Source organism: Cellulomonas sp. NEAU-ZC6 (assembly GCF_056844425.1).
In genome coordinates this window covers 60,252-82,716 of record NZ_JBXFYH010000003.1, presented here as the reverse complement: position 1 = coordinate 82,716, position 22,465 = coordinate 60,252, and the positions used below count along the sequence as shown (strand labels likewise).

The 22,465-nt window shown below is 76.5% G+C and carries 23 protein-coding genes and 1 riboswitch; of the genes, 7 read left to right on the top strand and 16 right to left on the bottom strand.

Annotation, left to right across the window (positions count from 1 at the left end; translation table 11 throughout):
* Positions 1-11: 11 nt before the first annotated feature.
* Together AC1050_RS13950 and rnhA are read right to left on the bottom strand one after the other, a co-directional pair.
* Positions 12-281, bottom strand: a complete 270-nt coding sequence (locus AC1050_RS13950; RefSeq protein ID WP_482388007.1) for an HPr family phosphocarrier protein — start codon at positions 279-281, stop codon at positions 12-14.
* A 368-nt stretch (positions 282-649) separates the two neighbouring features.
* On the bottom strand, positions 650-1,111 hold the full coding sequence (gene rnhA, locus AC1050_RS13945) for a ribonuclease HI (RefSeq protein WP_482388006.1): 462 nt from the start codon (positions 1,109-1,111) through the stop codon (positions 650-652).
* A gap of 44 nt (positions 1,112-1,155) precedes the next feature.
* Between rnhA and AC1050_RS13940 the strand changes: the two genes are divergently transcribed.
* The gene (locus AC1050_RS13940) at positions 1,156-3,747 is read left to right on the top strand and encodes a DEAD/DEAH box helicase (RefSeq protein WP_482388005.1); all 2,592 of its coding nucleotides are present in this window, start codon (positions 1,156-1,158) and stop codon (positions 3,745-3,747) included.
* 114 nt (positions 3,748-3,861) lie between these two features.
* Positions 3,862-4,560, top strand: a complete 699-nt coding sequence (locus tag AC1050_RS13935; RefSeq protein WP_482388004.1) for a VIT1/CCC1 transporter family protein — start codon at positions 3,862-3,864, stop codon at positions 4,558-4,560.
* A gap of 27 nt (positions 4,561-4,587) precedes the next feature.
* On the opposite strand, the gene AC1050_RS13930 is transcribed toward AC1050_RS13935, so the two are convergent.
* Genes AC1050_RS13930 through AC1050_RS13915 form a run of 4 tightly spaced genes read right to left on the bottom strand, consistent with a single transcriptional unit; the run spans position 4,588 to position 8,329 of the window.
* Positions 4,588-5,334 (bottom strand): energy-coupling factor transporter transmembrane component T family protein, encoded by a 747-nt coding sequence (locus tag AC1050_RS13930; protein WP_482388003.1) that lies wholly within the window; start codon positions 5,332-5,334, stop codon positions 4,588-4,590.
* Complete coding sequence (locus tag AC1050_RS13925; protein WP_482388002.1) at positions 5,331-7,040, bottom strand: ABC transporter ATP-binding protein; 1,710 nt, start codon at positions 7,038-7,040, stop codon at positions 5,331-5,333. The genes AC1050_RS13930 and AC1050_RS13925 overlap by 4 nt, the downstream gene beginning before the upstream one ends.
* A complete protein-coding gene (locus AC1050_RS13920) occupies positions 7,030-7,659 on the bottom strand; it encodes an ECF transporter S component (protein ID WP_482388001.1) in 630 nt (209 codons plus the stop codon). The genes AC1050_RS13925 and AC1050_RS13920 overlap by 11 nt, the downstream gene beginning before the upstream one ends.
* Positions 7,660-7,666: 7 nt before the next feature.
* Positions 7,667-8,329 carry a YkoF family thiamine/hydroxymethylpyrimidine-binding protein gene (locus AC1050_RS13915; protein ID WP_482388000.1) on the bottom strand — a complete coding sequence of 221 codons (663 nt, stop codon included), beginning with the start codon at positions 8,327-8,329 and terminating at the stop codon, positions 7,667-7,669.
* Positions 8,330-8,386: 57 nt separating this feature from the next.
* Positions 8,387-8,495, bottom strand: a riboswitch (TPP riboswitch).
* A 53-nt stretch (positions 8,496-8,548) separates the two neighbouring features.
* Here AC1050_RS13915 and ybaK point away from each other — a divergent pair.
* Positions 8,549-9,046, top strand: coding sequence for a Cys-tRNA(Pro) deacylase (ybaK, locus tag AC1050_RS13910; RefSeq protein ID WP_482387999.1), 498 nt, complete (start codon positions 8,549-8,551; stop codon positions 9,044-9,046).
* 151 nt (positions 9,047-9,197) lie between these two features.
* On the opposite strand, the gene AC1050_RS13905 is transcribed toward ybaK, so the two are convergent.
* Positions 9,198-10,013: an ABC transporter permease gene (locus AC1050_RS13905; RefSeq protein WP_482387998.1), complete on the bottom strand. Its 816-nt coding sequence runs from the start codon at positions 10,011-10,013 to the stop codon at positions 9,198-9,200.
* A complete protein-coding gene (locus tag AC1050_RS13900; protein WP_482387997.1) occupies positions 10,010-10,999 on the bottom strand; it encodes an ATP-binding cassette domain-containing protein in 990 nt (329 codons plus the stop codon). The genes AC1050_RS13905 and AC1050_RS13900 overlap by 4 nt, the downstream gene beginning before the upstream one ends.
* An 87-nt stretch (positions 11,000-11,086) precedes the next feature.
* Here AC1050_RS13900 and AC1050_RS13895 point away from each other — a divergent pair, with 87 nt between their 5' ends.
* The 4 genes from AC1050_RS13895 to AC1050_RS13880 are packed head-to-tail and all read left to right on the top strand — an operon-like array spanning position 11,087 to position 13,575.
* Positions 11,087-12,100: a helix-turn-helix transcriptional regulator gene (locus AC1050_RS13895; RefSeq protein WP_482387996.1), complete on the top strand. Its 1,014-nt coding sequence runs from the start codon at positions 11,087-11,089 to the stop codon at positions 12,098-12,100.
* A gap of 10 nt (positions 12,101-12,110) precedes the next feature.
* Complete coding sequence (locus AC1050_RS13890; RefSeq protein ID WP_482387995.1) at positions 12,111-12,872, top strand: YggS family pyridoxal phosphate-dependent enzyme; 762 nt, start codon at positions 12,111-12,113, stop codon at positions 12,870-12,872.
* A complete protein-coding gene (locus AC1050_RS13885) occupies positions 12,869-13,240 on the top strand; it encodes a YidH family protein (RefSeq protein WP_482387994.1) in 372 nt (123 codons plus the stop codon). Before AC1050_RS13890 ends, AC1050_RS13885 begins: the two co-directional genes overlap by 4 nt.
* Positions 13,237-13,575: a DUF202 domain-containing protein gene (locus tag AC1050_RS13880; protein WP_482387993.1), complete on the top strand. Its 339-nt coding sequence runs from the start codon at positions 13,237-13,239 to the stop codon at positions 13,573-13,575. Before AC1050_RS13885 ends, AC1050_RS13880 begins: the two co-directional genes overlap by 4 nt.
* Positions 13,576-13,583: 8 nt before the next feature.
* Here the strand turns inward: AC1050_RS13880 and AC1050_RS13875 are convergent, their stop codons facing one another.
* From AC1050_RS13875 to AC1050_RS13840, 8 genes are all read right to left on the bottom strand, one after another.
* Positions 13,584-13,982: a YccF domain-containing protein gene (locus AC1050_RS13875; RefSeq protein ID WP_482387992.1), complete on the bottom strand. Its 399-nt coding sequence runs from the start codon at positions 13,980-13,982 to the stop codon at positions 13,584-13,586.
* 73 nt (positions 13,983-14,055) lie between these two features.
* Positions 14,056-15,132, bottom strand: coding sequence for a lipoate-protein ligase LplAB (gene lplAB / locus AC1050_RS13870; RefSeq protein ID WP_482387991.1), 1,077 nt, complete (start codon positions 15,130-15,132; stop codon positions 14,056-14,058).
* Positions 15,133-15,173: 41 nt separating this feature from the next.
* Positions 15,174-15,965 carry a hypothetical protein gene (locus tag AC1050_RS13865; RefSeq protein ID WP_482387990.1) on the bottom strand — a complete coding sequence of 264 codons (792 nt, stop codon included), beginning with the start codon at positions 15,963-15,965 and terminating at the stop codon, positions 15,174-15,176.
* Positions 15,966-16,005: 40 nt separating this feature from the next.
* On the bottom strand, positions 16,006-17,172 hold the full coding sequence (locus AC1050_RS13860; protein ID WP_482387989.1) for a glycerate kinase family protein: 1,167 nt from the start codon (positions 17,170-17,172) through the stop codon (positions 16,006-16,008).
* Positions 17,169-18,887 (bottom strand): sugar phosphorylase, encoded by a 1,719-nt coding sequence (locus AC1050_RS13855; RefSeq protein WP_482387988.1) that lies wholly within the window; start codon positions 18,885-18,887, stop codon positions 17,169-17,171. The genes AC1050_RS13860 and AC1050_RS13855 overlap by 4 nt, the downstream gene beginning before the upstream one ends.
* A complete protein-coding gene (locus AC1050_RS13850; protein ID WP_482387987.1) occupies positions 18,884-20,206 on the bottom strand; it encodes a glycoside hydrolase family 36 protein in 1,323 nt (440 codons plus the stop codon). The genes AC1050_RS13855 and AC1050_RS13850 overlap by 4 nt, the downstream gene beginning before the upstream one ends.
* Positions 20,203-21,288 carry a Gfo/Idh/MocA family protein gene (locus tag AC1050_RS13845; RefSeq protein WP_482387986.1) on the bottom strand — a complete coding sequence of 362 codons (1,086 nt, stop codon included), beginning with the start codon at positions 21,286-21,288 and terminating at the stop codon, positions 20,203-20,205. The genes AC1050_RS13850 and AC1050_RS13845 overlap by 4 nt, the downstream gene beginning before the upstream one ends.
* Positions 21,285-22,346: a zinc-dependent alcohol dehydrogenase gene (locus AC1050_RS13840; protein ID WP_482387985.1), complete on the bottom strand. Its 1,062-nt coding sequence runs from the start codon at positions 22,344-22,346 to the stop codon at positions 21,285-21,287. The genes AC1050_RS13845 and AC1050_RS13840 overlap by 4 nt, the downstream gene beginning before the upstream one ends.
* Positions 22,347-22,465: the final 119 nt, after the last annotated feature.

The following is a 22,465-nucleotide window of genomic DNA, read 5'->3' as shown; positions in this document are numbered from 1 at the left end:
TCGTGCGAGCGCTACGCGATCTCGGTCTGCAGCAGGAACTTCTCCAGCGCGTCCAGCGAGGCCTCGGCCTCCGGACCGTCGGCCTCGGTGGCCAGCACCACGGTCTCCCCCGCCGCGGCGCCCAGGGTCATGACCCCGAGGATGCTCGCGGCCTGGACCGGGGCGGCGTCGCCCTTGCGGACGGTGACCGGGACCGGCTGCTTGCCGGCCTCCGCGACGAACAGGGCGGCGGGGCGGGCGTGCAGCCCCTCCGCGATGGCGACGACGACGGACCGTTCCATGCGTGCGACCTCCGGTACGAGCGGGTGTGCCCGGCGCTGGGCACGGGACCGACTGTAACTGGTCTGGACCACCAGCGGAACGCCTGCGTGCACGCGCGCCCTGCGAGGCGCCGTGCCCCCGCGCGCGCCGCGCGCAGCGCCTCCGCGCGCACCCTCGCGCGCTCAGCACCTCCGCGCACACCCCCACCGGCCGGCGCGGCTCGTCGAGTGTCCACCAACCCGTGCGCTCTGTCCCGAGATGTCCCCGGGTTTCTGGACACTCGACGCCGGTCGCGCCCCGGAGGGCAGGGGCTGGAGTGGACGGAGCAGGCCGGCCGGGGCGCGTGCAGCGGGTGGCGGGCAGCGCCCGGCGGACCCGGCCGGGCGGGTCAGCCCGCGCGGACCTCGTCGACGCCCTTGTTCGCGAGCTGGTCGGCGCGCTCGTTGCCCGGGTCGCCGGCGTGGCCCTTGACCCAGTGCCAGACCACCGCGTGCCGCGCGACCTCGGCGTCCAGCGCCTGCCACAGGTCCTGGTTCTTGACCGGCTTCTTGTCGGACGTGCGCCAGCCGTTGCGCTTCCAGCCGGCGATCCACTTCTGCACGCCGTTCATCACGTACTGCGAGTCCACGTGCAGGTCGACGCGGCACGGCTGGTTGAGCGCGCGCAGGCCCTCGATGACCGCGCGCAGCTCCATCCGGTTGTTGGTGGTGGTCGCCTCGCCGCCGAACAGCTCGCGCTCGTGCCCGTTCGCCCGGAGCAGCGCGCCCCAGCCGCCGACACCGGGGTTGCCCTTGCAGGCACCGTCCGTCCACATCTCGACGGCGGGGGGCGTGCTCTCGGCGGTGCTCATGGTCGCCCACTGTAGGGGCGCTCCCGGCGTGAAAGGATCAGCCGGTGCCTGCCTCCCGCCCGACCCTCGCCGACCGGGTCCCGGCGGACCCCCAGGACGCCGACGCCCTCTACGCCGCCTTCACCGGCTGGGCGGAGGACTCCGGCCTGACGCTGTACCCGCACCAGGACGAGGCGCTGCTGGAGCTGGTCACCGGCTCGCACGTCATCCTGTCGACGCCGACCGGGTCCGGGAAGTCCCTGGTGGCGACCGCCGCGCACTTCGTGGCGCTCGCCCAGGGCCGCCGCACGTACTACACCGCGCCGCTCAAGGCCCTGGTCAGCGAGAAGTTCTTCGCCCTGGTCGAGGCGTTCGGCTCCGCCAACGTCGGCATGATGACCGGCGACTCGGCGGTGAACCCGGACGCGCCGATCATCTGCTGCACCGCCGAGATCCTGGCCAACCTGGCGCTGCGGCAGGGGCCGGGCGCGGACGTCGGCCAGGTCGTCATGGACGAGTTCCACTTCTACTCCGACCCGCAGCGCGGCTGGGCGTGGCAGGTGCCGCTGCTGGAGCTGCCGCGGGCCCAGTTCCTGCTGATGTCGGCGACGCTCGGCGACGTGTCGTTCTTCGCCGAGGACCTGGAGCGGCGCACCGACGTGCCCGTCTCCGTGGTCGCGGGCGCGGAGCGGCCGGTGCCGCTGTCGTTCACCTACGAGGTGGAGCCGCTGCACGAGCTGCTGGAGATGCTGGTCCAGACCGGCCGCTCCCCCGTGTACGTCGTGCACTTCACGCAGAAGGAGGCCGTCGAGCGCGCGCAGGCGCTGCTGTCGACGACGCTCGCCAGCCGGGAGCAGCGCGACGTGATCGCCGCCGAGCTCGGCGACTTCCGGTTCGGCCCGGGGTTCGGGAAGACCCTGTCCCGGCTGCTGCGGCACGGCGTCGGCGTGCACCACGCGGGCATGCTGCCCAAGTACCGCCGGGTCGTCGAGCGGCTGACCCAGAAGGGCCTGCTGCGCGTCGTCTGCGGCACGGACACCCTCGGCGTCGGCATCAACGTGCCGATCCGCACGGTGCTGCTGACCTCGCTGGTCAAGTACGACGGCACCCGGATGCGGCACCTGTCCGCCCGCGAGTTCCACCAGATCGCCGGGCGCGCGGGCCGCGCGGGCTACGACACCACGGGCGAGGTGCTGGTGCTGGCGCCGGAGCACGTGATCGAGAACCGCAAGGCCCTGGCCAAGGCCGGCGACGACCCGAAGAAGCTCAAGAAGATCGTCCGCAAGCAGGCGCCGCCCGGGATGGTCAACTGGACCGACAAGACGTTCGAGCGCCTGCGGGACGCCGAGCCCGAGCCTCTGACGTCGTCGTTCTCGGTGACGCACGCGATGGTGCTCAACGTCCTGGCCCGGCCGACGGGCGACCCGGTCGAGACCATGAAGCACCTGCTGCTCGACAACCACGAGCCGGAGGCGGCCCGCGGCCGGCTGATCCGGCAGGCGGTCGCGATCTACCGGTCGCTGCGCGCCGCCGGCGTGGTCGAGCGGGTCGTGCACGACGGCCCCGGCCCGGAGCGGCTGCGGCGCACGGTCCGGCTCACCGTCGACGTCCCGCCGACGTTCGCACTGAACCAGGCGCTGTCCCCGTTCGCGTACGCCGCGCTGGACCTGCTGGACATCGAGGACCCCGGCTACGCGCACGACGTCGTCTCCGTCATCGAGGCCACGCTGGACGACCCGCGCCAGGTGCTCGCCGCGCAGCAGAACAAGGCCCGCGGCGAGGCCGTCGCCGCGATGAAGGCCGACGGCATCGAGTACGAGGAGCGGATGGCGCTGCTCGAGGACGTGACGTACCCGCGGCCGCTCGCCGAGCTGCTGGGCGCGTCGTTCGCGATCTACAAGCAGACCAACCCGTGGGTGGCCGACCACGAGCTCTCCCCCAAGTCGGTGGTCCGGGAGATGCACGAGCGCGCCGCGACGTTCGCGGAGTACGTGTCGCTGTACCAGCTGGACCGCACCGAGGGCGTGCTGCTGCGCTACCTCGCCGACGCGTTCCGCGCCCTGCGGCAGACGGTGCCCGAGGACGCCCGCACCGAGGAGCTGCACGAGATCATCGAGTGGCTCGGCGACCTGGTGCGCCGCACGGACTCGAGCCTGCTGGACGAGTGGGAGCGGCTCGCGCACCCGGAGGACCTCGACGACGCGACGGTCACCGAGTCCCGGCCCGAGGACGACGCGCCCCCGCCGATCACGACCAACGCGCGGGTGTTCCGCGCGCTGGTCCGCGGCGCGCTGTTCCGCCGGGTCGACCTCGCCGCGCGCGAGGCCTACCCCGCCCTGGCGGCGCTGCGGGACCTGGACGCGGCCGACGAGCCGTGGACGGCGGACCGGTGGGGCGACGCGCTGGACCCGTTCTACGACGACCACGACGAGATCCTCACCGGGGCCGCCGCCCGCGGCCCGGCGCTGTTCCAGGTCGACCAGCGGCCCGCTGCGCACGGCGAGGCGGGCGCCCGCGGGGACCTCTGGTTCGTCCGCCAGCTGCTCGACGACCCGGCCGGCGACCACGACTGGCGCATCGACGCCCTGGTCGACCTGCCCGCGTCCGACGCCGCCGGCGAGGTCGTGCTGCGGGTGCTGGACGTCGGCCCGCTCTGACCTGCGGTTTTCTGACACGGACGACCGAATGAGGGTAGCCATACCTGTGTTTGCGCAGGTCAGGCCAGCCTTTCCTGTGATGACAGGGTGCGCGGACCGGCCTACCGTGGAGGTATGAACGCTCCGTCGACCGACCTCCTGGACCGCGACCGCACCGTCCTGACGACGGGCCGTCCGACGTCCGAGGAGGCGCCGGCCGACGGGCGCGGCCCCCAGCGCCGGGCCGTCGCGGTCCCCCCTACCGACGGCGGTCCGGCCTCGACGGGGTCGTCCACCGGCTTCGCGCCGCCCACGGCCGAGCGGCTCAACTGGCTGCGCGCCGGCGTGCTCGGCGCGAACGACGGCATCGTCTCCGTGGCCGCGACCGTGGTGGGTGTCGCGGGCGCCGCCACCGGGACCTCCGCGATGGTGATCGCAGGCGTCGCCGCGCTGGTCGCCGGCGCGCTGTCGATGGCCGCCGGCGAGTACGTGTCGGTCAGCAGCCAGCGCGACGCCGAGCGGGTGCTGCGGGCGCACGGCCTGCGGGACGCCGAGGAGGGGTTGACCAACCCGTGGCACGCGGCGCTCGCGTCGCTGGTGGCGTTCGTCGTCGGCGGGCTGGTCCCGCTGCTGGTCGTGCTCGCGCCGTGGGGGTCGGGGCGCGTCGTCGCGACCTTCGCCGCCGTAGTGCTGGCGCTGGTCGTCACCGGTTCGGTGAGCGCCCGCCTCGGCGGCGCCCCGGCGGGTCGCGCGGTGCTGCGCAACGTGGTCGGCGGCTCGCTGGCGATGGCGGTCACCTACGGCGTCGGCACCCTGGTCGGCCTGGCGCTCTGACGCCACCGCGGCCTCACCCCGCCGACCTCACCCCGCGAGCAGGCGGCCCGCCAGCACGACCACGGCGACCGCCCCGAGCACGACGACGGCCAGCAGCGCGTCCCGCGGACCGAGCGGCACCGGCCGCCAGAGGGTACGGGGGCTGGTCGACAGCCCGCGCGACTCCAGCGCGAGCGCCACCCGCTCCGACGCCCGCACGGCGGACACCAGCAGCGCGAACGCCGAGCGCGCCAGGTCGCGCCACCCGCTCCGCGGGCGACCGTCGCGCCCGAGCGGGGCGCGGACGAGTTGCGCGGTCCGGATCGTCGTCCAGCGGGCCGGCAGCCCGGCGAGCATCCGGTGCCCCGCGAGCAGCGCGTAGGCGTAGCGCGGGCTGAGCCGCGCGTGCTGGGTCAGGCTCACCATGAGGTCGCGCGGCGGCGTGCTCGCCAGGAACGCGACCGTGCCGACCCCGATCACCAGCCCGCGCGCCGCCAGCGCCGCCCCGACCAGCACGCCCTCGCGTGACAGCGGCAGGGCGGACCCGGGGAGCAGCGGCTCCCCCGGTCGGCTCACGCCGTTCACCAGCAGCACCCCGAGGCCGAACGTCCAGAACGGCACCTGCGCCAGCCACAGCGTCCGGCCCCGCACGCCCGCGGCCCAGCGTGCCGCCGCCAGCCCGAGCAGGTACAGCACCGCCAGCGTGACCGGGTCGAGCAGGGCGAGCGTCACCACGGACACCGCGGTGAGCAGCGCCAGCTTCACCGTGGGGTTCCGCGCCGCCAGCGGCGTCACGGGACCGGCACCGGCGGTCGCGCGCCCGCCCGCGCGTCGAGGGCCGCCAGCGCGTCCCGGAGCCGGGCCGCGTCGTCGACCCCCTCGGCGAGCCAGCGCAGCAGCCGGGAGGGCCGCAGCCGCGCGGTCGCCAGCAGGTCCTGGTCCCGCAGCAGGGCGTGCGGGTCGACGTCCGCGACCAGCCGGCCCCCCGCCACCACCAGGACCCGGTCCGCGCAGGAGGCGACCGCGCGCAGGTCGTGGCACGAGAACAGCACGCCCCGGCCGGCCCGTGCCGCGGCGGTCAGCGCCCGCAGCGCGTGACCCGTCGCGTGCCGGTCGAGCCCGAACGTCGGCTCGTCGGCGAGCAGGAACGGGCGGTCGTGCACGAGCATCGCGGCCAGGCTCAGCCGCCGCTGCTGACCGCCGGACAGCCGGTGCGGGTCCCGCTCCGCGAGCGCGGTGAGGTCGAACTCCGCGAGCGCCGCCGCCACCCGCCGCTCGGTGGCCGGCCCGGCGGGCAGGCCGACGGCGACCTCGGCCCGGACGGTGCCCGCGGCGAGCTGGTGCTCGGGGTTCTGCAGGACCAGACCGGCACGCGGGCCCTCGACGGTGCCGGCGACCGGGTCCAGCAACCCCGCGAGGCACGCGAGCAGGGTGGACTTGCCGGCGCCGTTCGGACCCACGAGCGCGACCACCTCGCCCACGCGCAGCGTCAGGTCGACGTCCCGCAGCACCGGCGCCGGTGCGGGTGCCCGCCGGTACGTCCGGCGGTGCGGCGGCGCGACCGCGACCCCGCGGGCCGCGAGGACGGGACCGGGCGGGGGCGGGTCGGCGGCGTCGGGTGCGGGGGTCCGCGGCGGCGCCGCCGCCAGCGCCAGGAGCTCGCGCCGGTGCTCCGGCGACCCGACGGGGCCGCCGAGCACCGCCGCCAGCTCGACGTCCAGCGGCAGCCAGCAGCCGCGTGCCAGCAGCTCGGGACCGGCCTGCGCGGCCACGCGGTCGGCCGGCCCGTCGTGGGTGACGCGACCCGCGCGGTCGAGCACGACCCAGCGCGCCGGCAGCGCGGCGAGCCCGGCGTCCCCCGCCAGGTCGTCCAGCCGGTGCTCGACCAGCACGCACGCGGCGCCGGTCGCGTCCCGGGCCGCGCCGAGCGCGGCACGCACCGCCGCGACGCCGTCCGCGTCCAGCATCGACGTCGGCTCGTCCAGCAGCAGCAGCCGCGGGGCGGTGACGACCGTCGCCGCCAGCGCGACCCGCTGCAGCTCGCCCCCGGACAGCCCGTCGGTGCGGCGCCCGGCCAGGTGCGCCGCGCCGGTCGCGGCCAGCGCGGCCGTCACCGCGGGCCCGATCGTCACCGGGTCCGCCCCGAGGTTCTCCAGGGGGAACGCGACCTCGTCGGCGACGTCGGGCAGGCAGACCCCGGTCTCCGGGTCCTGGGCGAGCACGCCCACGACCTCCGCCAGGTCGGCCACGCCGTGCTCGGCGACCGCGCGGCCCGCGACCTCGACGGTGCCGGTGACCCGGCCCGGCACCGCGTGCGGGACGGCACCGTGCAGGCAGCGCAGCAGCGTGGACTTGCCCGCGCCGCTCGGGCCCAGCACCAGGACCTGCTCCCCCGGGCCGAGCCGCAGGTCGACCGGTCCGATGCCGTCGCCGGACGCGAGCACCGCCTCGAGCCCGGTCACGACCAGCACGTCGCCGGCGTCCGCGGGGTCAGCCCGCACGGCGCGGCCCGACGGGGAGCGCGGCGGCGTGGTCCCGGCCGATCGCGTAGCCGTCGAGCACCCCGGTGCGGTGCAGGGCGTCCACGACCACCTTGGCCAGCAGGCCGCCCAGCAGGATCCCGGAGGCCGCCTGCAGCACGAACCGCAGCAGCAGCACGTCCTGCCCGTACCAGCCGAACCGGAACGCCGACCAGACGAAGACCAGGCTCGCGCCCAGCAGCCCCGACACGGCGAACCGCGCCCAGCCGAACCGGCGGTACCCGCCGAGCGCGAACGGGATCTCGCTGCCCAGGCCCTGCAGCAGCGCGGCCACCACGAGCAGCGGCCCGACCGGGGAGCCGAGGAACACGACCTCGACGACGGACGCCAGCACCTCGGCGAGCACCCCGACCCCGGGCCGGCGGATGATCGCGAGCGCGATCGGCGCGACCAGCAGCCACCCGCCCAGCAGCACGTGCTGCGCCAGGTCGCCGGCCGGCCCCATGAGGACCGCGAGCCCGTTCCACGCCTGCACCAGCGCCCAGTACAGGAAGCCGAAGACCACCCCGAGCACGACCATCAGCACGATGTCCTTCAGGGCGAGCGGCTCGCGCCGCGGGCCCCGCACGGACCCGCGCACGCCCGGCTCAGCCACGGGTCCGGGACGGGGAGCCGAGCGACAGGGTCACGTGGCTGGTGACGTGCTGCACGCTCCGGCCGACGCGCGCCCACGCCCCGACCACCGTCTCGACGACGGCGCCGACGTCGCCCTCCAGCCGGGTGACGAAGTGCTCCGACCCGCGGAAGGTGCCGGCCCGGCGGGCGAGGTCGATCGCCGCCTCGATGTCCCGCATGTGGTCGGGCTCCACCCCGGCCCGCACGTCGTCGACCAGCGGGTACAGCGCCCACTCGGCGACCGCCTCGCGGCCGGTGCGCCGACCCGCGGGCAGGTCGACGGGGCGCGGTCCCGCACCCCCGGGCAGCTCGCAGCGCACCTCGCCCGGGCAGCCCCGGGACAGGTGCACCGTCACGGAGGCGTGCCGGCCGGTCGCCGCGACCGCGTCCACCAGGTCGGTCAGGTAGCGCTGCAGGTCGGACTCGTGCCCGCCGACGTACGTGCTGACGTCACCGGTCGACACCACCAGGCCGCGGGTGTCCACCCGGGCCAGGACGTCGAGGATGACGTCGGCGAAGTCGTCCGCCATCACCGCCACCGTCACGCGCGCCCCGACGCCGAAGCGCAGCGGGTCGGCGGTCGGGTCGTCCAGGACCTGCGGCCCCGGGTGCTGCGACGTGCGTGTCTCGGTCATCGGTGTCCTCCTGCGCTGGTCGGCCTCAGCACGGGAGGGCGCACGGACGGGCGTCCGGCGTCCTGCGATGTCGCTCCCTGCGCTGGCATGACCCAGATCAGGTTCTACGGTCGGAGTTCGAGTACTCCCTCTCAGCCCGGCTCACCGGACTCCCGTGCTGCTCCGCACGCTAGCAGCACCTCCCGCGCGACGGCACCGCACGGTCCTAGGCTGGTCGGCGTGAGCAAGCCGAAGCAGCCGCCGACCGGGACGCCCGCGCTGGTCGCGCTGGCCGCGGCCGGGGTCCCGCACACCGCGCACGCCTACGAGCACGACCCGCGCAGCACCGTCGGCTACGGCCAGGAGGCCGCCGAGGTGCTGGGCATCGACCCCGAGCAGGTGTACAAGACGCTGATGGCCGACGTGGACGGCACGCTGACCGTCGCGGTCGTGCCGGTGGCCGGCAAGCTGGACCTCAAGGCGCTCGCCCAGGCCGTGGGCGGCAAGAAGGCCGCGCTGGCCGACCCCGCCGCCGCCCAGCGCGCGACGGGGTACGTGGTCGGCGGCATCTCGCCGATCGGGCAGCGGACCGCGCACCCGACCGTCGTCGACGAGACCGTGTGGCTGTTCGACACGGTGTTCGTCTCGGGCGGGCGGCGCGGCCTCGACGTCGAGCTGGCCCCCGGCGACCTCGTCGCCCTGACGTCGGCCACGGTCGCCGACATCGCCCGCCCCTGACCCGCCGGCCCCGCCCGGCCGCCGCGCCCCCGCCCCACCCCGGTCGCCGAGGGAGAGTCCCCGGCCCGAGGTCGAGCGGGAGAACGCTCGACCTCGGCGCGATCGCTCGACCTCGGCGGACCGAGGGGTGGGGGCGCCGGGGCGGGCGGGGTCAGCGGGCGCTGCGGGCGAGGGTGCGGACGCCGACCAGCAGGCCGAGCGCCGCCGTGAGCACCGCCGCGACCGCGCCCCACGCCACCGTGCTCGTCGCCAGGTCGCCGGCGAACAGCGCGCGCTCCGCGTCGACGACGTACCGCAGCGGGTTCACGTCGGCGGCGACCTGCATCCACCCCGGCCCGGTCTCCAGGGGCAGCAGCATGCCGGACAGGATCAGCAGCGGGAACAGCAGCGTCTGCTGCACCGCCCAGAACATCCAGTCCTGCTTCCGGACCGCGATGGCCAGCGCGTAGGACAGCGACCCGATCCCGACGCCGAACACGGCGAGCAGCACCAGGCCGACCACGGCGCCGAGCGGGCTGAACGTGAACCCGAACGGCAGCATCACGACCACCACGACGACCGACTGCGCGACGATGGGCACCATCTCCTTCCAGGAGCGGCCGACCAGCTGCGCCGACCGGGCCAGCGGGGTGACCAGCAACCGCTCGTGCGCGCCCGTCTGCATCTCGAACAGCAGGTTGGCGCCCGTGGTCGACGTGCCGAACAGCGTGGTCATCACCAGGATCCCCGGCACGAACCACGCCCAGACGTCACCGCCGGGCAGCCCGTCGCCCACCGAGCCCGCCAGCAGCGGGCCGAACAGCGCCAGGAACACGACCGGCTGGATCAGGCCGAACACCACGGAGAACGGGTCGCGCAGGGTCGGCAGCAGCTCGCGGGTCATCACGAGCCACGCGTCACCCCACCAGGACCGGGCGGCCTCGCGGGCCGGCAGCGTCTCGCGGGCGGGAACGGTCGTCGCGGTCATGCCGCCACCTCCACGGGCTGGGCCGGCCGCGCGCCCTCGTCGCGCAGGCTGCGGCCGGTCAGGGTCAGGAACACGTCGTCGAGGGTGGGCTGGTGGCCCGAGGCCCGGGTGACCGCGACGCCGCGCAGGGCGGCCTCGGCGAGCACGCCGGGCAGGGCGGTGGGGGCGTCGGCGACCCGCGCACGCACGGCGGTGCCGTCCACCTCGAGGTCCCGCGCACCGGGGGCCCGCTCCACGATCCCGGCCAGCGCGGGCGCGTCGGCGGGGTCCGCGACGCCGAGCTCCAGCCGGTCGCCGGCCAGGGTGTGCTTGAGCCCCGCCGCGGTGTCGTCGGCGATGACCCGGCCGTCGTCGACCACCACCACCCGCTCGGCCATCGAGTCGGCCTCGTCCAGGTAGTGCGTGGTCAGCACCACGGTCATGTCGTGCTGCGCGCGCAGCCGCAGGATGTGCTCCCACAGGTTCGCGCGGTTGTGCGGGTCCAGCCCGGTCGACGGCTCGTCCAGGAACAGCAGCCGGGGCGCGTGCACCAGGCCGAGCGCCACGTCGAGCCGCCGCCGCTGCCGGCCGGACAGGTCCGAGACCTTGCGCCGCGCGAGCGGCTCCAGGTCGAGCTGCGCCATCAGCTCCCCGGCCCGGCGGCGGGCGTCCCGCCGGTCCAGGCCGTACACGACGCCCTGCACGACCAGCTCGTCGAGCGCGCGCTGGGCGTGCCCGGCGCCGTTGCCCTGCCCGACGTAGCCGATCCGCCGCCGCACCAGCGCCGATTCCCGGGCGATGTCGGCCCCGGCCACCTGCGCGGTGCCCGCGGTCGGCGCGATCAGCGTGGTCAGCATCCGGATCGTCGTGGTCTTGCCCGCGCCGTTCGGGCCGAGCACCGCCACCAGCTCCCCCGGTCCGATGTCCAGGTCGATGCCGCGCACGGCGTGCACGGTCGGCCCCTTGCCCCCGCTGAAGTCCTTGGTCAGTCCGCTCGTACGGATCACGTCCCGCTCCCCTCACCTCGGTCGAGGTCCCCACGGTGCTCGGGGTAGCGGTCAGATCCTGTCCGCTACCGGGAGCAGACTGCTGGCATGGCCGATTCCGTGGATGCCGCCGCCGCGACGCCGTCGTCGCGGCTGCTGTCCCTGCTCTCGCTGCTGCAGACGCGCCGGGACTGGCCGGGCGACGTGCTCGCGGACCGGCTGGGCGTGAGCGCCCGGACCGTGCGGCGGGACGTCGACCGGCTGCGCGCCCTCGGCTACCCCGTGCACGCCACCAAGGGGCCGGACGGCGGGTACCGGCTGGCGGCCGGCAGCGCCATGCCGCCGCTGATGCTCGACGACGAGCAGGTCGTCGCGCTCGCCGTCGCGCTGCAGACCGCGACGACCGGCGTCGACGGGCTCGACGAGGCCGCGGCCCGCGCGCTGGCCACCCTGCGCCAGGTGCTGCCCGCCCGGCTGCGGGCACGGGTCGAGGGCCTGGAGCTGACCGCCGTCCGCCGGGCCGACGCGCCGGACGAGGAGCGGGTCGACACCGAGCGGCTGCTGGCGATCGGCGCCGCGGTCCGCGCGCGCGAGGTGCTGCGGTTCGACTACCGGGCACCCGACCACGCCGAGGAGCCCGGGCGCCCCCGGCGCGCCGAGCCGCACCACCTGGTGACCCGCGGCCGCCGCTGGTACCTGGTCGCCTGGGACCTGGACCGCGCCGACTGGCGCACGTTCCGCGTGGACCGGCTGCACCCCCGCACCCCCACCGGCCCCCGGTTCGAGCGTCGCGCCCTGCCGGAGCCCGACGTCGCCGCCTACCTGCAGCAGCAGTTCGCCGGGGCGCTGCACCCCTGCCGCGGCGAGGCCGTCGTGGACGCCCCCGCGTCCGTCGTCGCGCGGTGGTCCGGCCCGGCCGACGTCGTGGAGCCGATCGACGCCAGGCGCTGCCGGGTGGTCGCGGGGTCGTGGTCCTGGGGCGGGCTCGCCGCGTGGCTGGGCATGTTCGACGCCCCGCTGACCGTGGTCGGGCCGCCGGAGCTGCGCGCCGCCGCCCGGGAGCTGGCGCACCGGTACGCCGCGGCGGCGGACGAGCGGGGCGACGTCACCCGCAGCGGTTAGGGTCGCACGCATGACGACCGGGGCGACGGAGGTGGCGGAGCGGCTCGCCCGCGTGCGGGCGCGGATCGCCGCAGCCGAGGCCGCCGCCGGCCGCGACGCGGGATCCGTGCGGCTGCTGCTCGCCACCAAGACCACCGACGCCGCGACGGTGCGCGCCGCCCTGCTCGCGGACATGGCGGGCACCGCGACCACGGCCGGTGCCGCGCGCCGGGTGCTGGTGGGCGAGAACCGCGTGCAGGAGCTGGTCGCCAAGGCCCCGGAGCTGACCGACCTCGCGCCCGAGCTGCACGTGATCGGCCCGCTGCAGTCCAACAAGGTCAACGCCGCGCTCCGCTGGGCGACCTGCGTGCAGAGCGTCGACTCCCCGGCGCTCGCCGACCGCCTGGCCCGCCGGTGCGCGGACGTCGACCGGACGCTGGACGTGCTGGTGCAGGTGAACGTCTCCGGCGAGCCCACCAAGCACGGCGCCGCGCCGCAGGACGCGCTCGACGTGGTCCGCGCGGTGACCGCGCACGACCGGCTGCGGCTGCGGGGCTTCATGACGATCGGCGCCAACACCACCGACGAGCGCGCGGTCCGCGCCGGGTACGCGCTGCTGCGGGACCTGCGGGACAAGGTCGCGGGCAGCGCCGAGCCGGGCACGGGCGCCGCGGTCGAGCTGTCGATGGGCATGAGCCGCGACCTCGAGGCCGCCGTCGCGGAGGGCGCGACGATCGTGCGTGTCGGCACCGCGGTGTTCGGCGCGCGCCCGGCTCCCGAGGCGCCGGCGTGACCGGGCCGGACGACCGCCGGTTCCCGCGCGGCGTCTACGCCCGCGGCAGCGAGCCCGACGCCCGGTTCTCCCTGGCGAACGAGCGCACGTTCCTGGCGTGGGTCCGCACCGCGCTGGCGCTGCTCGCGGGCGGCGTCGCGCTCGAGGCCCTGGACCTGCCCGTGGAGCCGCACCTGCGGCTGGCGGCGTCGGTGCTGCTCCTGGCGCTCGGCATCGCCGCCCCGGTGCAGGCGTGGTTCGGCTGGGCCCGCGCCGAGCGGGCGCTCCGCGAGCGCCGGCCGCTGCCCGCACCCGCGCTCAGCGGGCCGCTGGCCGCCGGCGTGGCCCTGGCCGGGGTGCTGGTGCTGGTCGGGCTGCTGGTGCGGTGACCACCGCCGACGCGGTACACGGTGCCCAGCCCGAGCGCACGGCGCTGGCGTGGCGGCGCACCGCCCTGTCGCTGGCCGTCGGGGCCCTGGCCGGCGGCCGGCTGCTGGAGCCGTGGCTCGGGCCGCTGGTCTGGGCGCCCGCCGTCGCCGGGGTGCTCGCCGCCGTCGTCCTGGCCCGTGCCGGTGACCGGCGGGCCGGCCGCTGGGCGACGGTGCTCGACGCCGGTGCGGCTCGCGGCCCGGGCGGGCGGCTGCTCGCCGTGACCGCCGGCGGGGCGCTCCTCCTCGGTGCGACGGCGCTCGTCGTCGTGCTGCGCCACGCCGCCGCCGGCTGAGCCGCGGACTACCGCCCGTAGGCGGCGAACGGCCGGTCGGTCGGCACGATCTCCTTGCCCAGCGGCAGCAGCGAGACCGGGATCATCTTGAGGTTCGCGATCGCCAGCGGGATGCCGACGATCGTGATCGCCTGCGCGACCGCGGTGGTCAGGTGCCCGATGGCGAGCCACCAGCCGGCCACCAGCACCCAGATCACGTTGCCCACCGCCGACATCGCACCGGCACGGGGGTGGTCGACGATCGTCCGGCCGAACGGCCACAGCGCGTAGCTGGCCATCCGGAACGACGCGATGCCGAACGGGATCGTGATGATGAGGATGCAGCAGAGGATCCCGGCCAGCACGTAGCCGAGCGCGAGCCAGATGCCGCCGAACAGCAGCCAGATGATGTTGAGGAGCGCCTTCACGCGTCCAGCCTCGCGGACGCGGGGCGACCTGCGCATCCGGGATGCCCCCGACCGGACCCTGGCCGGGCGCGCCTCACGGCACCCGCGCGGTCCACTCCGGGTTGCCGAACTTCTCCGCGACCAGCTGCTCCGCGCGCGCGAGCTCCTCCGGCCGCAGCTCGCCGTCGACCGTCCGGTACCGGGACCGGAAGTGCGCGATGAAGGCCTCGATCACGTCCTCGCGCGCCATCCCGGTCTGCGAGCGGACCGGGTCGACCCGCTTGTTGGCGCTGGTGGTGCCCTTGTCGGACAGCTTCTCGCGCCCGATCCGCAGCACCTCGAGCATCTTGTCGGCGTCGATGTCGTAGGCCATCGTCATGTGGTGCAGGACGGCGCCGCCGGCCAGCCGCTTCTGCGCGGACCCCGCGATCTTGCCCGCGGGCGACGCGACGTCGTTCAGCCCGGCGAAGGTCGCCGTCACGCCGACGTCGGCGAGCGCGCCGATCACCCAGTCGTCGAGGAACCGGTACGACTGCTCGAACGACAGCCCGTCCACCAGCGAGGCGGGCACCACGAGCGAGAACGTGATGCAGTTGCCGGCCTCCATGAACATGGCGCCGCCGCCGGAGATCCGCCGGACCACGGTCACGTCGTGCTTCGCGACGCCCTCGGGGTCGACCTCGTTGCGCAGCGACTGGAACGAGCCGATGAACACGGCGCGCTCCGTCCACTCCCAGAACCGCAGCGTCGGCCCGCGCCGTCCCGCGGCCAGCTCCTCCGTGAGCACCTGGTCCAGCGCGCCGAGCACGGCGGGCGGCAGCGGCCCGGGGTGGATGACCTCGAACGTGTGGTCCTGCCAGCCGGTGGCGTGGCCGAGCGCGCGGCGGACGGCGATCGCGACCGACTCGGCGCTGAACCCGACCATCTGCACCGGGACGTCGAACCGGCCGTCGGCCTCGGCCCGGCGCAGCCCGGCCTCGACCGCCTCGGTCAGGTCGGCGACGCGCGCGTCGGCCGGGCGGCCGCGCAGCGCCTCGTCGATGACCGCGAGCGCCTCGTCCGGCTCGAGGAAGAAGTCGCCGCTGACGCTCACGTCCGCGAGCGCGCCGTCGACCACCTCCACGTCCGCTGCCACGAGCTTGCCGCCGGGGACCTTGTACTCACCACGCACGACGTCGATCCTAGGCCCGTGACCGGGCCGGGGGCCGGGGTTCAGCCCTGCCGGTCGTCCACCTGGGCCAGCGCCCGCTCCCCCGCCGCCCGTGCGGCACGCGCCAGCACCCCCGGGTCGGCCGGGGCGGTCGCCGGGTCCACACCGGACACCGTGGTCGTGACGAGGGCGTTCCCCGCCAGCGCGGTCACCTCGACCTCCGGGCTCGTGGCCCCCTCCGCCGTGAGGGTCAGCTCCCGGACCACGGTGGGCACCGCGCCGTGCTGCGCGGTCGGCGGCTCCGCGGTCCACGAGCCGCTGTCGACCCCGGGGTTCATCTGCCGGTAGGAGTCGCACGTCTCGGCGGTCCGGACCAGCAGCGCGAACGCCTCCGCGGCGACGTCGGCGTCGGCCAGCACGTCGACCGACTGGACGACCGTGACGGCGTCGCCGCCGACGAACCGCCGCAGGAACGCGTCCGGCTGCTGCTCCACGATCGTCACCGCCGGCGTGCAGGACGGCGGCGTGACGGCCGAGCCCTCGGGCAGCCCCCACATCGGCTCGTCGACGTCGGCGAGGGCCAGGCCGGCGACCAGCGGCACGGCCTGCGCGAGCTCGGCGTCGGTGAAGAACAGGGCGACGGCGCTCGCCTCGTCGAAGCCGGGGCCGGCCGGCTCCGGGGACCCGGGGACGACGCCCGGGGCGGTCGCCGACGGCGTCGCGGCCGGTGCGGCGTCGACCACGTCCGCGGGTGCCGCCCACGGCCGCCACGCCAGCAGCACGCCGACGAGGAGCGCGCCGACGAGCACGAGCACCCAGGGCCAGGCCCGCGACCGGTCCGCCGGCTGCGCCATCGCCCCGCCCCCCTCGCGTGCTGCGGCTGTGCCCGTCAACCTACGGCGCGACGGGACGCGGCGCGAGCAGCCGGTCGCCGTCCCGGGCGACGGCGACCAGGCGCGTCACCTGGGCGGCCGTCCGCCGGATCCCGGCCGCGGCGACGGCGGGGTCCATCGCCTCGGCGAGCGGGAGGGGCCGGGGGTGCACCGGGAGCACGGCGTCGAACGGACCGCCGTCGCCCCCGGCGTCGTCCGAGACCGCGCCCGCCAGCGCCACGACGACCGCCCCGGCGGCACGCCCCTGCGCCGCGACGGCGGCGGGCGTCTTGCCGCGCGCGGTCTGGGCGTCCACCCGGCCCTCGCCGGTGAGCACGAGGTCCGCCCCGCGCAGCGCGTCCGGCAGGCCCACCGCCCGGGCGACGTACGCCGCCCCGGCCTCGCGGCGCGCGCCCAGCGCGAGGAGCGCGGCCCCGAGACCGCCGGCCGCACCGGCACCGGGCAGCCCGGCCACGTCGCGGCCGGATGCGGCGAGCGCCGCGCCCCACGCCCGCAGCCGGTCGTCCAGGTGCGCGACCTGCGCGGGCGTCGCCCCCTTCTGCGGACCGAACACGTGCGCCGCGCCGCGGGGGCCGTGCAGCGGGCTGTCGACGTCGGTGAGCACGACGAGCCCGACGCCCGGGTCCGGCAGCCGGTCCAGCCCGGCGAACCGCCACAGCGGGTTCGCGCCCGTGGCCGGGACGACGGCACCGGCGTCGTCGTGCACCTGCCCGCCGAGGGCGATCAGCAGCCCGAGGCCGCCGTCCGTGCAGGACGTGCCGCCGAGCGCGACGACCACCCGCCGGGCACCGCCCGCCGCCGCGTGCCGGACCAGCAGCCCCAGGCCCGCGGACCCGGCACGCGGCGGCAGGCCGTCGTCGACCGCGACCTGCGCCAGCCCGACGCAGGACGCGGCCTCGACGACCGCCGTGGCGCCGTCGTCCAGCACCGCGTAGGCGGCGTCGAGCGGGCGGCCGAGGGCGTCGACGGTGCTCGCCACGACCCGGCGCACCGGCCCGGGCGCCCCGGCGAGCAGCGCGTCGACGGTCCCCTCGCCGCCGTCCGCGACCGGGACCACGCGGACGTCCGCCCGCGGGTCGGCGTCCAGCACCCCGGCGCGCGCCGCGGCCCCGGCGGCCGCGCTGGTGAGGCAGCCCTTGTAGGCGTCGATCGCGACGACGACCCTCATCGCCGCAGCCAGACGTAGCCGTACGGCGGCAGCACCGGGTCGACGTGGACGGCGCCGGTCAGCACGTCGGTGCCCGCGAACCCGGGCAGCGCCACCGGCCGGCCGGACACGTTGGTCACCGCCACGACCTCGTGCGCGGTCCCCGGCGCGCGGCGGACGACGAGCGCGCGACCGGCCACCACCTCGACCTCCTGCCGGGCGAACGGGTCGAGGGCCGGCTGGCCGCCGCGCACCTGCAGCAGATGGCGGACGCCCTCGAACACCTCCCGGCGCCGGCCGGGACGCCGCAGCGCGTCGCCGAGCTCGTCGGCGTCCAGCCGGCCGCGGTTGACCCGGCGGGCGATCCCCGACTCCCGCATCCCGTCGAGGTCGTGGGGCGAGCCGAGCAGCGAGTGGTAGTAGACCGCCGGCACGCCCACGAGCGTGAGCAGGATGCTGTGCGCGGCGAGGCCGCGCTGCACCACCTGCGCGTCGTGGTCCGGGGCACCCGGGTCCGCGAGCGCGTCGAGGAACCCGACGTTGAGCTCGTACGGCCGCTCGCGACCCGCCGGGTCCGTGGCGACGGACACCCGCCCCCCGTGCGCGAGCGCGCGCTGCACCAGGGCGTCCCGCGCCGCGTCGTCGAGCAGGCCCTCGCTCGGCCGCATGCCGATGCCGTCGTGGCTGGCCAGGAAGTTGAACCAGGTCGCCGTGGGCCCGACGGCGTCGACCCCCGCCGCCCACCGGCCCAGGACCTCCGCGCGGCCGGAGACGAACGCGTCGAGCACCAGCGGCGGCAGCGCGAACTGGTAGACCATGTGCGCCTCGTCGGTCCCGTCCCCGAGGTACGACACGTTCTCCGCGTGCGGCACGTTGGTCTCGGTCAGCAGCAGGGTGCCGGGCGCCAGGTGGTCGAGCAGCGCCCGCCAGACCCGGATGAGCGCGTGGGTCTGCGGCAGGTGCAGGCAGGTGGTCCCCGACTCCTTCCAGAGGAACCCGATCGCGTCGAGACGCACGGTCCGGGCCCCGCGGGCGACGTACCCGAGCAGCACGTCGGTGAGGTCCAGCAGCACGCGCGGCTCGGCGAGGTCCACGTCGACCTGGTCCGCGCCGAACGTCGTCCACACCTCGGCCTGCGTCCCGTCCGGCCGGTCGTACCGGTGGAACAGGGGGCTGGTCCGCGGCCGGACCACCCGGGAGGTGTCGAAGGCCGGGTCGCGCTCGACGACGTACCCGGCGTACCGGGGGTCGCCCGCCAGCCATCCGGTGAACCACGGGCTGCTCGCGGACAGGTGGTTGGCCACGAGGTCGAGCATCACCCGCCGCCCGGTCGCGAGGTCCTCGACGTCCTGCCAGGTGCCGAGGGCCGGGTCGACCTGCCGGTGGTCCACGACCGCGAACCCGTCGTCCGACGTCCACGGGTAGACCGGCAGCAGGTGCACGTCCGTGATCGCGTCGCCCACGTGCTCGTCCAGCACCCGGCGCAGCGTGCGGAGCGGGACCTCGCCGGGGCGGCGCACCGCGTCGGCGTAGGTGATGAGGTAGGCCGTCGACTGGTCGGGCAGCGCGACGGCGCGCCCGCCGAGCCGGTCGGCCCAGGAGGCCGCGAGCGCCAGCAGGTCCGTCCGCACGTCGTCGGCCCGCGCGCCGTAGACGGACGCGAGCAGCGGACGCAGGGCCGCGTCGAGCGCGCGGTCGGGCCCGGCCTCCAGCGCGGTCGTGTCGCGCGCGGTCACCGGGGCACCGCCGCGGTGACGACCTCGTCCGGCAGGGGCCCGGTCGGCGGCGGGTCGTCGAGCAGCCGGCGCGCGGCCGCCAGCCCCCGGTCGTCCAGGTCGCCGACCCGGTCGGAGAACGACCGCAGCCCGCCGAACCGCGTCACCACCCGCTCCCACTCCGCGCGCAGCGCGAAGGACGGTCGCAGCACCGCGCAGTCCGGGTCGTTCGCCCACAGCCGCCCGTGCTGCCAGGCGCGCGCCTCCAGGGACGCGCGACCGCGCAGCCCCGCGGAGCCGTCCTCGCCGCCCTCGTGGAACGTGTCCGGCGACACCCGCATCGCGTCGACCAGGCCCACGCTCGGCAGCACCGGCGCGCCGCAGCCCACCAGGTAGACGTCGGGACCGAGCGCCTCGCGCAGCAGCCGCAGCCCGGAGCGGTACGCCTCGGTCCCGGAGACGGTGCGGTCGTACCGGTCGCCCGGCACGGCACCGGCGTACAGGAAGTCGGCCTTCACGTACCCGGCGCCCAGCGCGCGGACCCGCTCCGCCGCCTCGACCAGGAAGCCGCGCACGCCGGGGTGCGTCAGGTCCAGGCCGACCAGGTCGTCCCGCCAGTTGTAGCCCGCGGGCCCGACCAGCCAGTCGGGGTGCTCGCGCGCGACCGTGCTCGACGCGCCCACCACGAACGGCGCGAGCCAGACGCCCGCCTGCCGGCCCGTGCCGCGGATCTCCGCCAGCACGTCGGTGACCGACCCGAACTCCGGGCGCGGTCGCAGCAGCTCGCCGGTCGGCCCGACCCAGCCGTCGTCCAGCTGCACCACGTCCACCGGCAGGCCGAGCCGGTCGATCGCGTGCACGTTCTCGACCACGTCGGCCGCGGTGACGTCCTCGAAGTACTGGTACCAGGAGCACCACACCCGCGGTGCCGGCGTGCCGGCACCGCCCCCGCCGCCGCCGGTCCAGCTGCGCGCCACGGCGTCGAACGCGGCCACGACGCCCGGCGCCTCGGTCACCTCGACCGGCCCGTCCGCGCGCACGGCGACCCGCCCGCCCGTGACCGTCACGTCGATCGAGGGCACCTCGTGCTCGGGGCCGGTCGCGGCGTACGACCGCACGGGTCCGCCGTCGCCGGGGTCGACGAGCACGAGCCCCTCCCCGCGCAGGGTCGCGTCGGGGACCGGGTGACCGGGCCGCCGGCGCATCGCGTCCTCCACCGCGTGCTGCGGCGGGGCGGGCCAGGGGTCGCCCGGCTGCCACCAGCCGGCAGGGCTCCAGCTCTGCCAGCCCTCGGTGTACACCCGCGGCCGCGGCGCGGCGAGGTCGTCGACCGCCCTCATGCCCCGGCTCCGGTGCCGGGCGCCGTCAGCTCCAGGTCCAGGCCGGTCACCGGCGCACCGGTGGCCGCCGCGGCCACGGCGGCGGCGCCCAGCCGCACCGACGCGGCGACGTGCGCCACCCCGTTCTCCGGCTCGCGGCCCTCGGCGACCGCGCACTGCAGCTCCCCCATCGCGCCGGCGAACCCGTCCACGAACCACTGCCCCTCCAGCGCGTAGGACGTCGTGCTGCCGTCCGCCTCCAGCTCGACCCGGTCGGAACCCAGCAGGATGCTGCCGCGGATCGTGCCGCGGGTGCCGTGCACCCAGAACGGGCAGCCGCCGGTGCGGGTGCGGGCGTCCCCGACGACGCGGACGGCGGCCGTCGCGCCGCCCGCCGTGGCGACGTGCACGGAGGCGTGCCACGGGTTGCGGGCGCCGGCGGGCTGCCCCGGGACCCGGGAGTCGTGCGCGGTGACCGACTCGACCCGCGCGCCCTCGAGCCAGCACCGGGTGATGTCGAACCAGTGCACCAGGTAGTCGGACAGCAGCATGTGGTCCAGGTCGTCGAACGGCGTCCCGGCGATCGGCGGCAGCGGCTTGTCGTGCAGGTGCGTCACGCCCACCACCTCGCCGACCGCGCCGGCCCGGACCAGCTGCGTGGTGACCCGCCAGGCCGGCGCCCACCGGGCGTTCTGGTTCACCGCGACGCGCAGGCCGCGGGCCGCGCCGCGGGCGGCGACCTCCTCCAGCGCGGCCAGGTCGTGCAGCGTCGTCACCACGGGCTTCTGCGCGAGCACGTGCTTGCCGGCCGCGAGGCAGCGCTCGACCAGCTCGACCCGGCCGGCGGGACCGGTCGCGATGTCCACCACCTCGACGCGCGGGTCCGCCAGGAACGCGTCCACGTCGTCGTAGGCGGCCGCGCCCGCGGGCAGCACCTCGCCGAGGGCCTCGGCGCCGGCCGAGCGGTCGCAGCCCGCGACCACCGGCACCCCGGACGCGGCGTAGGCGGGCAGGTGCGCGGTGCGCGCGATCGCGCCGACGCCGAGCACGCCGACGGCCAGCCGCCGCTCCGGGAACCGGGGGCGGTGGTCCGGCGCGGTCATGCGGGCACCCGCGCGGGAGCACCGTCGAACCGGAGCACGGCCTGCAGCACCTCGGGGTCGCCGCCGTCGATCAGCGCGAACGCGTCCGCCACCTGCGCGGCGTCGACCACGTGCGTCACGAGGGCCGCGACGTCGACGGCGCCGCGCTGCGCCTGGTCCATGAACACCCGGACCAGCCGCGGCTGGTCCCAGCGGGTCGCGAGCTCGACCGGCGCGCCGGAGATCTGGCTGGAGACCAGCCGCACCCGGTTGTGGTGGAACTCCTCGCCGAGGCGCAGCGCGTCGGCGCCGCCCTGGTAGAAGCCCGAGGCCGCGACCGTGCCGCCGACGACGACGCTGCGCAGGGCCTCGTGCAGGGCGGCGGGGTTGCCGCTCAGCTCGATCGCGGCGTCCGTGCCGCCGCCCGTCAGCTCGCGGACGACAGCACCCGCGCCACCCGGGGCGTCGGCGGGCACGACGTGCGTCGCCCCCAGCGCCGTGGCGACGTCGAGCCGGCGCTGCTGCGCGTCGACGGCCACGACCCGCGCACCCGCCAGCACGCCGAGGCGCGTGGCCAGCAGCCCGATGACCCCCTGGCCGAACACGGCGACGTCCTCGCCGAGCCGGGTGCCGGCGGCGAGCACCGCGTTCAGCGCGATCGCACCCACCCGGGCGAACACGCCCACCAGCGGGTCGACGCCGTCCGGCAGCACGCGGCCCGCGAGCGCCGCGGCGGGCAGCACGGCCTCGGACCGGTGCCCCCAGATGCCGTGCACCACGTCGCCCACGGCGATCCCGTCGACCTGCGAGCCGACCTCGACGACCTGCCCGACCTCCGAGTAGCCCCAGCCGACCACCGGGTAGCCGAAGGTCGGCGCCCCGTCGGTGAACAGCCGCCGCTCGGCGTCCCAGGTCCGGGTGAGGTACGGGTTGGACCCGCGGTAGGCGGTCAGCTCGGTCCCCGCGGAGATGCCGGAGTACCAGGTGCGGACCCGGACGGCGTCCGGGAGCAGCGGGTCGGCGGTGCACGGCACGAGCTCCACGCGGCGCGGTGCGGTGAACTGGACGACTTCGGGCACGACGCTGTCCTCCTCGACAGGGTGGTCTTCACTCCGGGTGGCGGCGGTTCACCCACATACGCCTAATCACTAGCCGTATGATGCGGACCAGTTAAGCACAGGCATTGGGCAGAAGGAAG